13 protein-coding genes are annotated in these 14,275 nt (G+C 70.6%); all 13 read left to right on the plus strand.

Going from position 1 to position 14,275, the window contains the following annotated elements; translation table 11 throughout:
* A partial coding sequence (locus AN218_RS21460) for a UDP-N-acetylmuramoyl-L-alanyl-D-glutamate--2,6-diaminopimelate ligase (RefSeq protein WP_070018531.1) occupies positions 1-1,433 on the plus strand: 1,433 nt, incomplete at its 5' end.
* Positions 1,430-2,869, plus strand: coding sequence for a UDP-N-acetylmuramoyl-tripeptide--D-alanyl-D-alanine ligase (locus tag AN218_RS21465; protein ID WP_070018532.1), 1,440 nt, complete (start codon positions 1,430-1,432; stop codon positions 2,867-2,869). The genes AN218_RS21460 and AN218_RS21465, both read left to right, overlap by 4 nt.
* On the plus strand, positions 2,866-3,930 hold the full coding sequence (gene mraY, locus AN218_RS21470) for a phospho-N-acetylmuramoyl-pentapeptide-transferase (protein WP_070018533.1): 1,065 nt from the start codon (positions 2,866-2,868) through the stop codon (positions 3,928-3,930). Before AN218_RS21465 ends, mraY begins: the two co-directional genes overlap by 4 nt.
* 35 nt (positions 3,931-3,965) lie before the next feature.
* Complete coding sequence (gene murD, locus AN218_RS21475) at positions 3,966-5,447, plus strand: UDP-N-acetylmuramoyl-L-alanine--D-glutamate ligase (protein ID WP_070018550.1); 1,482 nt, start codon at positions 3,966-3,968, stop codon at positions 5,445-5,447.
* A gap of 52 nt (positions 5,448-5,499) precedes the next feature.
* Entirely contained in the window at positions 5,500-6,912 is a 1,413-nt protein-coding gene (gene ftsW, locus AN218_RS21480; protein WP_070018534.1) for a putative lipid II flippase FtsW, read from the plus strand.
* A gap of 6 nt (positions 6,913-6,918) precedes the next feature.
* Entirely contained in the window at positions 6,919-8,013 is a 1,095-nt protein-coding gene (gene murG / locus AN218_RS21485) for an undecaprenyldiphospho-muramoylpentapeptide beta-N-acetylglucosaminyltransferase (protein WP_070018535.1), read from the plus strand.
* 16 nt (positions 8,014-8,029) lie between these two features.
* On the plus strand, positions 8,030-8,884 hold the full coding sequence (locus tag AN218_RS21490; RefSeq protein WP_420856001.1) for a cell division protein FtsQ/DivIB: 855 nt from the start codon (positions 8,030-8,032) through the stop codon (positions 8,882-8,884).
* A gap of 236 nt (positions 8,885-9,120) precedes the next feature.
* Complete coding sequence (ftsZ, locus tag AN218_RS21495; RefSeq protein ID WP_070018536.1) at positions 9,121-10,338, plus strand: cell division protein FtsZ; 1,218 nt, start codon at positions 9,121-9,123, stop codon at positions 10,336-10,338.
* Positions 10,339-10,355: 17 nt separating this feature from the next.
* Entirely contained in the window at positions 10,356-11,072 is a 717-nt protein-coding gene (pgeF, locus tag AN218_RS36920; protein ID WP_244900573.1) for a peptidoglycan editing factor PgeF, read from the plus strand.
* On the plus strand, positions 11,069-11,797 hold the full coding sequence (locus AN218_RS36925; RefSeq protein ID WP_070018538.1) for a YggS family pyridoxal phosphate-dependent enzyme: 729 nt from the start codon (positions 11,069-11,071) through the stop codon (positions 11,795-11,797). The genes pgeF and AN218_RS36925 overlap by 4 nt, the downstream gene beginning before the upstream one ends.
* Before the next feature lie 155 nt (positions 11,798-11,952).
* On the plus strand, positions 11,953-12,597 hold the full coding sequence (locus tag AN218_RS21510; protein WP_070018539.1) for a cell division protein SepF: 645 nt from the start codon (positions 11,953-11,955) through the stop codon (positions 12,595-12,597).
* A 75-nt stretch (positions 12,598-12,672) separates the two neighbouring features.
* Positions 12,673-12,957: a YggT family protein gene (locus AN218_RS21515; protein ID WP_070018540.1), complete on the plus strand. Its 285-nt coding sequence runs from the start codon at positions 12,673-12,675 to the stop codon at positions 12,955-12,957.
* 52 nt (positions 12,958-13,009) lie between these two features.
* The gene (locus AN218_RS21520) at positions 13,010-14,209 is read left to right on the plus strand and encodes a DivIVA domain-containing protein (protein ID WP_070018541.1); all 1,200 of its coding nucleotides are present in this window, start codon (positions 13,010-13,012) and stop codon (positions 14,207-14,209) included.
* Positions 14,210-14,275 lie beyond the last annotated feature (66 nt).

A 14,275-nucleotide genomic window follows, 5' to 3' on the forward strand; every position in this document is an offset into this window, starting at 1 on the left:
CCCTGGGGGCCGTCGCCGTGCTCACCGACCCGGCGGGCGCCGAGCGCGCCGCCGGCACCGGGCTGCCCGTCCTCACCGTCCCCGACCCGCGCGGGCGCATGGGCGCGCTGGCCGCGGCGATCTACGGCGAACCGGGCGGCGACCTGCTGCAGATCGGCATCACCGGCACCTCCGGCAAGACGACGACCGCGTACCTCGTGGACGGCGGGCTGCGCAAGGCCGCCGAGAAGGCCGGCGATCTGACGGGCCTCATCGGCACCGTGGAGTCCCGCATCGGGGACGAGCGCCTCAAGTCCGAGCGCACCACCCCGGAGGCCACGGACCTCCAGGCGCTGTTCGCCGTCATGCGCGAGCGCGGTGTGACGGCCGTCGCGATGGAGGTCTCCAGCCACGCGCTGGTGCTCGGGCGGGTGGACGGCTGCGTCTTCGACGTCGCCGTCTTCAACAACCTCAGCCCCGAACACCTCGATTTCCACCCGGACATGGAGGACTACTTCCGCGCCAAGCGGCAGCTCTTCACCCGTGCCCGCTCCCGTGCGGCGGTCGTCAACTTCGACGACGAGTACGGGCAGCGGCTGCTGACCGAGTCCGAGGTGCCCGTCACCACCTTCTCCGCCGAGGGCCACCCCGACGCGGACTGGCGGGCCGAGGACGTCGAAGTGGGGCCGCTCGGCTCGACGTTCACCGCCGTGGGCCCCAAGGACGAGACCGTACGCGCCGCCGCGCCGATCGCCGGCGCCTTCAACGTCGCCAACGCGCTCGCCGCCCTGACCGCCCTCGTCACCGCGGGCATCGACCCGCAGACGGCCGCCGACGGCATCGCGTCCGTACCGGGGGTGCCGGGACGGCTGGAGCGCGTCGACGCCGGACAGGACTACCTCGCGATCGTCGACTACGCGCACAAGCCCGACGCCGTCGAGTCCGTCCTCTTCGCCGTACGCAAGGTCACCGAGGGCCGGGTGCACGCGGTGCTCGGCTGCGGCGGCGACCGCGACCCGCACAAGCGCAACGCCATGGGCTCCGCGCTCGCGCGGCTGTCCGACACCGCCGTACTGACCTCCGACAACCCCCGTACCGAGGATCCGCTCGCGATCCTCGCCACCATGCTCGCGGGCGCCGCCGGCGTGCCCGCGTACGACCGCGGCACCGTGCTGCTGGAGGAGGACAGGGCCGCCGCGATCCACCTCGCTGTCGAGCGCGCCGAGCCCGGCGACACCGTGATCGTCCTCGGCAAGGGACACGAGCAGGGGCAGGACATCGCGGGGGTCGTGCGGCCCTTCGACGACGCCCTCGTGCTGCGCGAAGCCATCAGGGAGAAACAGGAAGCCGCTGCCGCGGCCGCCACAGCCCACGCCGCCGCCACGGTCGCCGCGGTGACGGCGCCGGTCGCCGGCGGCGACACGACCCAAGGGACAGACGCCGAAGACCGATGATCCCCCTATCTCTCGCCGATATCGCCGCTGTCGTCGACGGGCAGCAGAGCGACATACCGGATCCGGACGCCCAGGTCACCGGGCCCGTCGTCATCGATTCCAGAGAAGTGGCCGACGGCAGCCTCTTCGCGGCCTTCGCGGGGGAGCGTGCCGACGGCCACGACTTCGCGCGGGCGGCCGTCGAGGCGGGGGCCGTGGCCGTCCTCGCCACCCGTCCCGTGGGGGTGCCGGCCGTCGTCGTCGACGACGTGACCCGCGCCCTGGGCGCGCTCGCGCGCTACGCGGTCGAACGCCTGGGCACCCAGGTCGTCGCGCTCACCGGCTCCGCGGGCAAGACCAGCACCAAGGACCTCATCGCACAGCTTCTGGAGCGCCTCGGCCCGACGGTGTGGACGCCCGGCTCCCTCAACAACGAGATCGGGCTGCCGCTCACCGCCCTGCGCGCCGAGGCCGGCACCCGTCATCTCGTACTGGAGATGGGCGCCCGCGGCATCGGCCACATCCGCTACCTGGCAGAGCTGACACCGCCGCGCATCGGCGTCGTGCTCAACGTCGGCACGGCGCACATCGGCGAGTTCGGCGGCCGGGAGCAGATCGCCGTCGCCAAGGGCGAGTTGGTCGAGGCGCTGCCGCCCGCGGGCGAGGACGGCGACGAGAGCGGCGGCGTCGCCGTGCTCAACGCCGACGACCCTCTCGTACGGGCCATGAGCGAGCGCACCCGTGCCCGCGTCCTGCTCTTCGGGGAGGCCGCGGAGGCCCACGTACGCGCCGAGAACGTCCGGCTCAACGAGCAAGGCCGGCCCACCTTCACGCTACAAACACCGACCGGGTGCGGTGACGTGACCATGCGCCTGTACGGTGAGCACCACGTGTCGAACGCGCTCGCCGCGGCGGCCGTCGCCCACGAACTGGGCATGCCCGCCGGGGACATCGCCACCGCGCTCTCCGCCGCCGGGTCGCTCTCGCGTTGGCGGATGGAGGTCACCGAGCGCGCCGATGGAGTCACGGTCGTCAATGACGCCTACAACGCCAACCCCGAGTCGACGCGGGCCGCGCTCCGCGCGCTGGCCGCGATGGGGAGGGGCCGGCGGACCTGGGCGGTGCTCGGTGAGATGGCCGAGCTCGGCGACGAGTCGCTTGCCGAGCACGACGCGGTCGGACGGCTCGCCGTCCGGCTCAACGTCAGCAAGCTCGTGGCGGTGGGTGGCCAGGAGGCCGTCTGGCTGGACATGGGCGCGAAGAACGAGGGTTCGTGGGGTGAGGAGTCGGTGCACGTGTCCGACGCTGAGGCGGCGGTCGAGCTCTTGCGGAGCGAACTGCGCCCGGGGGATGTCGTACTGGTGAAGGCCTCCCGGTCGGTGGGCCTGGAGCGCGTCGCGGACGCACTCGTCGAGGGCGGGACCAACGAGGGCGAGGTCGCTGCCCGATGGGTATGAGCCAGATCCTCTTCTCGGGAGTCATCGGACTCTTCCTGTCCCTGATCGGGACGCCTCTGCTGATCAAGCTCCTCGCGAGCAGAGGCTACGGCCAGTTCATCCGGGACGACGGCCCGCAGAACCACCACAGCAAGCGCGGCACCCCGACGATGGGCGGCATCGCCTTCATCCTCGCGACGGTCGCCGCGTACGCGCTGACGAAGCTGCTGACCGGCAGTCAGCCGAGCTTCTCCGGCGTCCTCGTGCTCTTCCTTTTCGCCGGCATGGGCCTCGTCGGCTTCCTCGACGACTACATCAAGATCGTCAAACAGCGCAGCCTCGGGCTGCGGGCCAAGGCCAAGATGGCCGGACAGCTCATCGTCGGCACGGCGTTCGCCGTCCTCTCGCTGAACTTCGCCAATCTGCGCCTGCTCACTCCGGCCTCCACCAAACTCTCCTTCACCCAGGACTTCGGCTGGTCGATGGGACCGGTCATCTTCGTGCTCTGGGCGCTGTTCATGATCCTCGCCATGTCCAACGGCGTGAATCTGACGGACGGTCTGGACGGTCTGGCCACCGGCGCCTCGGTGATGGTCTTCGGCGCGTACGTCTTCATTTGCGTCTGGGAGTACCAGGAGTCCTGCGCCAACCCCTTCACGGCGGGCCCGGGTTGCTACGAAGTGCGCGATCCGCTCGATCTGGCCGTCGTGGCCGCGGCGTTGATGGGCGCCTGCTTCGGCTTCCTGTGGTGGAACACCTCGCCCGCCAAGATCTTCATGGGCGACACCGGTTCGCTCGCACTGGGCGGCGCGCTCGCCGGGCTCGCCATCTGCTCCCGTACGGAGCTGCTGCTGGCCATCCTGGGCGGGCTGTTCGTCCTCATCACGATGTCCGTGGTCATCCAGGTCGGCTCGTTCCGGCTCACCGGCAAGCGCGTGTTCAAGATGGCGCCGCTCCAGCACCACTTCGAACTGAAGGGCTGGTCCGAGGTCCTGGTCGTCGTCCGGTTCTGGATCATCCAGGGCATGTGCGCCATCCTCGGCGTCGGCATCTTCTACGCGGGGTGGGCGGCCAGCAAGTGAACGACCGGCACGAGCCGTTGGAGGGCAGGGATCCCGTGGACCTCGCGGACACCCCGGACCTGCGCGGGAAGCACGTGACCGTGGCCGGGCTCGGCGTCAGCGGCATCAGCGCGGCCCGCGCGCTGCGGCGCATGGGCGCGCACGTCACCGTCGTCGACGGCGGCGACAGCGACACACACCGCGCCCGCGCCGCCGAACTCGCCGCCGAGGACGTGACGGTGCGCCTCGCGGACGCGGAGACGCTTCCGCAGGGCACCGAACTGATCGTCACCTCTCCCGGCTGGAAGCCGCAGAGCCCGCTGTTCACGGCGGCCGGCGCCGCGGGCGTACCGGTGTGGGGCGACGTGGAGTTGGCGTGGCGGCTGCGCGGTGCGGCCCCCGCACGGGCGGACTCCGGCGGCTCCGGCGCACGGCCGGGCCCCGCGCCCTGGCTCGCCGTCACCGGCACCAACGGCAAGACCACCACGGTGCAGATGCTCGCCTCCATCCTCGGCGCCGCGGGTCTGCGCGCCCCCGCCGTGGGCAACATCGGCACCCCGCTCATCGACGTCGTCCTCGCCGAAGACCCCCCGGACGTCCTCGCGGTGGAGCTGTCCAGCTATCAGCTCCACTGGGCGCCGAGTCTGCGCGCGCACTCCGCCGCCGTCCTCAACCTCGCCCCGGACCACCTCGACTGGCACGGCTCGATGGACGCGTACGCCGCCGACAAGGGCCGCATCTACGAGGGCAATCGGGTCGCCTGCGTCTACAACCGGGCCGACCCGGCGACCGAGGCGCTCGTGCGCGCCGCCGACGTCGTCGAGGGCTGCCGCGCCATCGGCTTCACGCTCGGCACCCCGGGCCCGTCCGAACTCGGCGTCGTGGACGGCGTCCTGGTCGACCGCGCCTTCGTGGAGAACCGGCGCGAGCAGGCGCAGGAGCTGGCCGAGGTCTCCGACATCACACCGGCCGCCCCGCACAACATCGCCAACGCCCTGGCCGCCGCGGCCCTCGCGCGCGCCTACGGCGTCCCGGCCGCCGCCGTACGGGACGGGCTGCGCGCCTTCCGTCCCGACGCGCACCGCATCGCACACGTCGCGGACGTCGGCGGAGTCGCGTACGTGGACGACTCCAAGGCCACCAACACCCATGCCACGCAGGCGTCTCTGGCCGCGTACGACCCGATCGTGTGGATCGCCGGCGGCCTCGCGAAGGGCGCCACGTTCGACGACCTCGTACGGGAGTCCGCGGAGCGGCTGCGCGGTGCCGTCCTCATCGGCGCCGACCGGCACCTCATCCACGAAGCCCTCACGCGACACGCCCCGGATGTCCCGGTGGTGGACGTGGCACGGACCGACACTGGGGCGATGGCCGCGGCAGTCCACGAAGCGGCACAACTCGCCCGCCCCGGCGATACGGTGCTGATGGCACCGGCCTGCGCCTCGATGGACATGTTCGTCAACTACAACGCGCGCGGTGACGCCTTCACCGACGCGGTGCGCGCGCTCGCTGCGGCCGGCGCGCACGAGGTGGAGTAACCCGCCGGTCCCGCGGACCGAGCCGCGGGAACAGACGGAGGGGACACGACAGATGACGCCCGACAGCGGCGCTGCCGCCACGTCCCGTACGGCGAGGGGCAGTTCGGCGAAGAGCGCCTCCGCTTCCGCGCCGGGCCGGGCGAACCGTCCGCAGCGCCCCCGGCGTCCGGTACGGCGTCCCGCGCGGCCCGGCGGCTCACGCGGCACCCCGGCGCTCTTCGCGAAGGCCAGGCGCGCGTGGGACCGGCCGCTCACCGCGTACTACCTGATTCTCGGCGGCAGTCTGCTGCTGACCGTGCTCGGGCTCGTGATGGTCTTCTCCGCCTCGCAGATCGAGGCGCTCCAATCCGGCCTGTCCTCCACGTACTTCTTCCGCAAGCAGCTCGTCGCGGCGATCGTGGGCGGCGTGCTGCTGCTGGCCGCCTCCCGGATGCCGATCCGGCTGCACCGGAGCCTGGCGTACCCGCTGCTGGCCGCCTCGGTGGTGCTGATGTGCCTCGTACAGGTGCCGGGGATGGGCCACGAGGTCAACGGCAACCGCAACTGGATCTATTTCGGGGGCGCGTTCCAGCTCCAGCCCAGCGAGTTCGCCAAGCTCGCCCTGGTGCTGTGGGGCGCCGACCTGCTCGCGCGCAAGCGGTCCCGGCGCCTGCTGAACCAGTGGAAGCACATGCTCGTCCCGCTCGTCCCCGTCGGGCTGCTGCTGCTCGGACTCATCATGCTCGGCGGGGACATGGGGACGGCGATCATTCTCACAGCCATCCTCTTCGGGCTGCTCTGGCTCGCGGGAGCGCCGACGCGGCTGTTCGCCGGGGTGCTGTCCGTGGCCGCCGCCATCGGCGCCCTCCTCATCACCACCAGCCCGAACCGGATGGCGCGGCTGTCGTGCATCGGCGCCACCGATCCGGGGACCAACGACCAGTGCTGGCAGGCCGTGCACGGCATCTACGCGCTGGCATCGGGCGGATGGTTCGGTTCCGGGCTCGGTGCCAGTGTGGAAAAATGGGGTCAACTCCCTGAACCGCACACCGACTTCATCTTCGCCGTGACCGGGGAGGAACTCGGTCTCGCGGGGACGCTGTCGGTGCTCGCCCTCTTCGCGGCTCTAGGCTATGCGGGTATCCGCGTGGCCGGACGCACGGAGGAGCCCTTCGTGAGGTATGCCGCGGGAGGCGTGACGACGTGGATCACGGCCCAGGCCGTGGTCAACATCGGTGCGGTGCTCGGTCTGCTGCCGATCGCCGGAGTCCCGCTTCCGCTGTTCTCCTACGGTGGTTCCGCCTTGCTGCCGACGATGTTCGCCATCGGGTTGCTCATCGCGTTCGCGCGAAGCGACCCCGCGGCCGGAGCGGCTCTGGCCATGCGGCAGCCTGCTCTGCGGCAGCGCCTGCAGAGAAGGCTGGCAGGGGTGAGAACGAACACGATGAGACGGCGCGCGGATCGGCGGCCGTCCGGAGAGCGGTGAATCAGAGTGCACGTCGTACTCGCCGGTGGGGGCACCGCCGGCCATATCGAGCCCGCGCTCGCCCTCGCGGATGCTCTGCGCAGGCATGACCCGACCGTGGGCATCACCGCGCTCGGCACCGAACGCGGCCTCGAGACCCGTCTGGTGCCCGAACGCGGCTATCAGCTCGAACTCATCCCGGCCGTACCCCTGCCGCGTAAACCCACGCCCGAACTGATCACCGTGCCGGGCCGCCTGCGCGGCACCATCAAGGCGGCGGAGCAGGTGCTGGAGAGCACCAAGGCGGACTGCGTCGCCGGGTTCGGCGGCTATGTGGCGCTGCCCGCCTATCTGGCGGCCAAGCGTCTCGGCGTTCCGATCGTCATCCACGAGGCCAACGCACGGCCCGGTCTCGCCAACAAGATCGGCTCGCGCTACACCAGCCATGTCGCGGTCTCCACTCCCGACAGCAAGCTGCGCAACGCCCGTTACATCGGCATCCCGCTGCGCCGCGCCATCGCGACGCTCGACCGCGCCGGCGCACGCCCCCAGGCGCGCGCCTCGTTCGGTCTGGACGCCGGGCTGCCGACGCTGCTCGTCACGGGCGGCTCGCAGGGTGCGCGCCGCCTCAACGAGGTGGTGCAGCACGCCGTTCCGCATCTGCAGCGCGCCGGCATCCAGGTCCTGCACGCGGTGGGCCCGAAGAACGAACTGCCGCAGCCGGACAACATGCCCGGAATGCCGCCGTACGTCCCGGTACCGTATGTGGACCGGATGGATCTCGCGTACGCCGCGGCCGACATGATGCTCTGCCGCGCGGGCGCGATGACCGTCGCGGAGCTGTCGGCCGTCGGGCTGCCCGCCGCCTACGTCCCGTTGCCGATCGGCAACGGCGAACAGCGCCTGAACGCCCAGCCGGTCGTCAAGGCGGGCGGCGGACTGCTCGTCGACGACGCCGAACTGACGCCGGAGTGGATCCTGGGCAACGTGCTCCCGGTCCTCTCCGACCCGCACCGGCTGCACGCCATGGCGCGCGCCGCGGCGGAGTTCGGACGGCCGGACGCCGACGAGTTGCTGGTCGGCATGGTGTACGACGCGATCGCGGCACGCCGAGGGGCGTGAGAGAAGGCAGGGCAGCGTGGCCGGACCGACGGGGCCGACGAAGAGCGCCGAGGGGCGCGGCAGAGGCTCGGCGGCCCGGCCGCGGAAGGCCGTCGCGGACGCCGACTCGGCCCGGACACCGTCCAGTTCAGGCGGCGGACGCCGCCCGCGGGCGGGAGCGCGGATGCGTAGGCTGCGCGCCCTGCTCGTCCTCTTCGTGCTGCTGCTCGCGCTCACGGGCTTCGGTACGTGGGCGCTCTACGGGTCGAACTGGGCGCTCGTGGAACGGGTCTCGGTCAGCGGCGAGAAGGTGCTGACGAAGAAACAGGTCCGTGCCGCGGCCCGGATTCCGGTTGGCACCCCGCTGGCGGCGGTCGACACGGCGGCGGCCCAGCGCCGTCTCCGTGCCGCGCTCCCGCGGCTGGACGAGGTGCGCGTCGTACGGGCGTGGCCCCACGGAATCGGGATCGAGTTGACGGAACGGAAGCCGGAACTGGCGATGCGGCACGACGGGGGGAAATTCGTCGAAGTGGACGTCGAAGGCGTGCGTTTCGACGTAGTTCCGCGGCAGCCGAAGGGCGTTCCGCTTCTCGTCATGGAAGTGGAGAGCTCCGCGAGCCTGAGACACTTCGGCAAGGAACGGCTGCGCCGCGAAGCGGTGCGCGCCGCCACCGCGCTTCCCGAATCCGTGGCGCGCGCGACGCGGACGGTCCGGGTCCGTTCCTACGACTCCATCACACTGGAGTTGACGGGGGGTCGTACGGTGCTGTGGGGGAGCGGTGAACAGGGAAGAGCCAAGGCCGAGTCACTGGCCGCGCTGATGAAAGCCTCCAAGGACGCACGGCACTTCGACGTGAGTGTTCCCAGCGCCCCTGCCTCGTCGGGGAGTTGACGGCGTCACCGCAGGCCAGCACCCTGGATGACCAGCCCCGGGCCTGATCACATAGGGTGAAAAGAAAAACGGGAGGTTCGGCGTGTTCGTTGAACACCCGCCAGTTGTCGACTTAGTGTCCGTTCCCAAGACTCCAGGGAAGACAGACACCGGTAACCCTAAACTTCACACTTAGGGTTCGGGTCGACGTGGACCGCCCGACAGGGATACGTAACTCGAGGCGAGAGGCCTTCGACGTGGCAGCACCGCAGAACTACCTCGCAGTCATCAAGGTCGTCGGGATTGGCGGCGGTGGCGTGAACGCCATCAACCGGATGATCGAGGTCGGTCTCAAGGGCGTCGAGTTCATCGCGATCAACACCGACGCGCAGGCCCTGTTGATGAGCGATGCCGATGTCAAGCTCGATGTGGGCCGTGAACTGACCCGCGGTCTGGGCGCCGGCGCCAACCCCGATGTGGGGCGCAAGGCGGCCGAGGACCACCGCGAGGAGATCGAAGAGGTCCTCAAGGGGGCCGACATGGTCTTCGTCACGGCCGGCGAGGGAGGCGGCACCGGCACCGGCGGCGCTCCCGTCGTCGCCAACATCGCCCGCTCGCTGGGCGCTCTGACGATCGGCGTCGTCACACGGCCCTTCACCTTCGAGGGCCGCCGCCGCGCCAACCAGGCCGAGGACGGCATCGCCGGCCTGCGCGACGAGGTCGACACCCTCATCGTGATCCCCAACGACCGTCTGCTGTCCATCTCGGACCGCCAGGTGAGCGTGCTCGACGCGTTCAAGTCCGCGGACCAGGTGCTGCTGTCGGGTGTCCAGGGCATCACCGACCTGATCACCACCCCGGGCCTGATCAACCTCGACTTCGCGGACGTCAAGTCCGTGATGTCCGAGGCGGGTTCGGCCCTGATGGGCATCGGCTCCGCCCGCGGGGACGACCGCGCGGTGGCCGCCGCGGAGATGGCGATCTCCTCGCCACTGCTGGAGGCGTCGATCGACGGTGCCAGAGGTGTGCTGCTGTCCATCTCGGGCGGTTCCGACCTCGGCCTGTTCGAGATCAACGAGGCCGCACAGCTCGTCAGCGAGGCGGCGCACCCCGAGGCGAACATCATCTTCGGCGCGGTGATCGACGACGCCCTCGGCGACGAGGTACGGGTCACGGTCATCGCGGCCGGCTTCGACGGCGGCCAGCCCCCGTCCAAGAACCGTGACAAGGCGCTCGGTTCGCACACGTCCAAGGACGAGTCCTCCTCGTCCACCGGCTCCTTCGGCGGCGACTCCGACACCGACCGCCCGTCCTTCGGCGGCCTCGGCAGCGTCACGCCGCGCGAGAGCGACCCGGAGCCGGTCGGCGAATCGACGGGCAGCGGACGCGACTCGATGCCGCCGACGGTCCCGCCGGCCCGTCCGTACCAGGACAGCCAGGCCGAGGAACTGGATGTGCCGGATTTCCTGAAGTGATAGGCACGCACGACTCCTTGAGCGGCGCGCACTTCGCCTTCACCGACAGGTGGGGCGGGGTGAGCGCCGCTCCGTATGAGTCGCTCAACCTGGGCGGCAGGGTCGGGGACGACGCCGCCCATGTACGGGAGAACCGCTCCCGGGCCGCCGCCGCGCTCGGGCTCACCCCCGACCGCGTCGTGTGGATGCACCAGGTGCACGGATGCGATGTCGCCCTCGTCGGGCGGCCGTTCGGCGACGACGCACCTCCGCTGGACGCCGTCGTCACGCAGCGGCCCGGTCTCGCCCTCGCGGTGCTCACCGCCGACTGCACTCCGGTGTTGCTCGCCGATCCCGAGGCGGGCGTCGCGGGCGCGGCGCACGCCGGGCGGCCCGGACTGGTGGCTGGCGTGGTGCCCGCTCTGGTCGAGAGGATGCGCGAACGGGGCGCGCTGCCCGAGCGGATGGTGGCCCGTACGGGGCCTGCCGTCTGCGGGGAGTGCTACGAAGTGCCCGCGGAGATGCGGGAGTCGGTGGCGGCGGTGGTCCCGGAGGCGCATGCGACGACGAGTTGGGGCACGCCCTCGGTCGACGTCGCGGCAGGCGTACGGGCGCAGCTCGAAGCCTGCGGTGTCACAACTCTGGAACAGTCGGAGGTGTGCACCATGGAGTCGGAGGACCACTTCTCCTACCGCCGGGAGAACGTGACCGGCCGCCTCGCGAGCTATGTCTGGCTGGAGGCGAACAGGTCGTGACGGATGTCATCGCTCGCCGGGCCGAACTCGCGGAGAACCTGGCGCGCGTCGAGGAGCGCATCGCCGACGCGTGCGCCGCGGCGGGACGGGGCCGGGACGAGGTCACGCTGATCGTCGTCACGAAGACCTATCCCGCCGCCGACGTACGGCTGTTGGCGGAGCTCGGCGTGCGACATGTCGCGGAGAACCGCGACCAGGAGGCGGCCGCGAAGGCCGCCGAGTGCGCCGACATCCCCCTGACGTGGCACTTCGTGGGACAGCTCCAGACCAACAAGGCGCGCAGCGTGGCGAGTTACGCCGACGTGGTGCACTCCGTGGACCGTCCGCGACTCGTCAACGCCCTGAGCGGCGCGGCCCGTTCCCACGGCCGCGAACTCGACTGCCTCGTACAGGTCGCGCTCGACGCGGAGTCAGAAGCCGCCGGAGGGCGGGGCGGTGCGGCCCCGGAGTCGGTGGCGACGGTCGCCGACGCGATCGATGCGGCCCAAGGTCTGCGTCTGGCAGGGGTGATGACGGTCGCACCGCTGACCGGCCCGTACGCAGGACGACCCGCTTCCGCTTTCGACCGGCTGCGGGAAATCTCAACCGGCCTGTGTACAAGGCATCCTGCTGCAACCATGGTGTCAGCAGGGATGAGTTCGGATCTCGAAGAGGCCGTGGCCGCGGGCGCGACACATGTGCGCGTCGGCAGTGCGGTACTCGGAGAGCGACCCAGGCTCGGGTAACGTCGCGAAGCAAGTCGGACCACGGCACAAAATATGGTCATTTCCGTCGGATACCGACAGGCGGACAGGACCGCGGGGGCCGACTTCCGGTGACGGAGCCACTGGGCCTCCCCGCCGAAGGCCGGGGACCCACCACAGAGCGGAGGACGCAGAGAATGGCCGGCGCTATGCGCAAGATGGCGGTCTACCTCGGCCTCGTGGAGGACGATGGGTACGACGGCCCGGGGTTCGACCCCGACGACGAGTTCGAACCCGAGCCGGAGCCCGAGAGGGACCGCCGGCGGCACGAGCCGCTCCAGTCGCACGACGACTCCCTGTCCCTGCGGAAGGACGAACCGGCAGAGCCGGTACGCGTGATGCACCCTCCGGCGCAGCGCGAACGAGAGCAGCCTTCTCCCCCCGCGATCATCGAAAATGGACGATCCGGGAGAATTGCCCCCGTGTCATCCATCACACCTGAACGCCAGAGTCTGGAGAAGAGCGCCCCGGTGATCATGCCCAAAGTCGTGTCCGAACGGGAGCCGTACCGGATCACCACGTTGCACCCCCGGACGTACAACGAGGCCCGTACCATCGGGGAACACTTCCGCGAGGGGACCCCCGTGATCATGAACTTGACGGAGATGGACGATACGGACGCCAAGCGACTTGTCGACTTCGCGGCCGGTCTCGTCTTCGGTCTGCACGGGAGTATTGAAAGAGTGACGCAGAAGGTGTTCCTGCTGTCTCCTGCTAACGTCGATGTCACGGCGGAGGACAAGGCCCGTATCGCAGAGGGCGGGTTCTTCAACCAGAGCTGAAGACGCAAGGATCGACAGAACAGGCCGTAAGGTCGCACGGGAGCGCCGGCAGCGGCGAGGGGAGAGGGAAGCGCAGTGAGTACCGCACTCGAGGTGGTCCAAGTCGCGCTGTACTGCTTCCTGCTCGTGTTGATCTTCCGACTGGTGATGGACTATGTCTTCCAGTTCGCCCGCTCATGGCAGCCCGGCAAGGCGATGGTGGTCGTCCTCGAAGCGACCTACACTGTCACTGATCCGCCACTCAAGCTTCTGCGGCGGTTCATCCCGCCGTTGCGCTTCGGGGGCGTGGCGCTCGACCTGTCCTTCTTCGTATTGATGATCATCGTCTACATCCTGATCAACGTCGTGGCCGGGCTGTGAACGATCGAAATGGTCTTGCCGACATGCCGACGAGTTACGTTGAGGTGAAGAGATGCCACTGACCCCTGAGGACGTGCGGAACAAGCAGTTCACGACCGTCCGTCTTCGAGAAGGCTATGACGAAGACGAAGTCGATGCCTTCTTGGACGAGGTCGAAGCTGAGCTGACGCGTCTGCTGCGTGAGAACGAGGACCTGCGCGCGAAGCTCGCCGCAGCGACCCGTGCCGCCGCGCAGAACCAGCAGCAGGGCGGGATGCGCAAGCCCGAGCCGCAGGAGCGGCAGGGCGGGGGTCCCGTACCCGCTGCCATATCAGGTCCGCAGCCTGTGCCCCCGGGTCAGCACGGCGGTCCGGGTCAGCACCCGGGCCAGCACGGCCCCGGCCCGCAGCAGGGCATGGGGCAGCAGGGCATGGGTGGGCCTCCCCAGCTTCCCGGCGGGCAGCCGCAGCTTCCCGCCGGTCCCGGCGGGCCCCAGGGCGGGCCCGGCGGTCCGATGGGTCCGGGCGGACCGCAGGGCGGTCCCGGTCCCATGGTTCCCGGTGGACCCCAAGGCGGGCCCGGCGGCCCGCAGATGCCAGGTGGCGGCGGGCAGAACAACGACAGCGCCGCGCGCGTGCTGTCTCTTGCCCAGCAGACCGCCGACCAGGCCATTGCCGAAGCCCGTTCCGAGGCGAACAAGATCGTCGGTGAGGCCCGCAGCCGCGCCGAGGGTCTTGAGCGTGACGCCCGCGCCAAGGCCGACGCCCTGGAGCGGGACGCCCAGGAGAAGCACCGCGTCGCGATGGGCTCCCTGGAGTCCGCAAGGGCGACGCTGGAGCGCAAGGTCGAGGACCTGCGCGGCTTCGAGCGGGAGTACCGCACGCGTCTGAAGTCGTACCTGGAGAGCCAGCTCCGTCAGTTGGAGAACCAGGCGGACGACTCGCTGGCGCCTCCGCGTACGCCTGCCACCGCCTCGCTCCCGCCGTCCCCGTCGATGGCGTCCGCGGGTGCGCCCGCCGGTGCCGGGGTCGGCTCCATGGGCGGTCACCAGTCGATGGGCGGCAACGGCGGTCACAGCATGGGCGGTCACGGCGGCCATGGCGGTCCCGGTGGTCACACCCAGGGCGGCGGCCAGAGCTTCGGCGGCGGTCAGCAGCAGATGTCCCCGGCGATGACGCAGCCGATGGCGCCCGTACGTCCGCAGGGCGGGCCCGCGCCGCAGCAGGCGCCTTCCCCGATGCGGGGCTTCCTGATCGACGAGGACGACAACTGATCGTCTGACGGCGGAACCCGCCGGCATAGAAGGCAAGGGCCGGGCCCGGAAGCGAAAGGCTTCCGG

This window comes from Streptomyces nanshensis, from assembly GCF_001751255.1.
Classification (GTDB): domain Bacteria; phylum Actinomycetota; class Actinomycetes; order Streptomycetales; family Streptomycetaceae; genus Streptomyces; species Streptomyces nanshensis_A.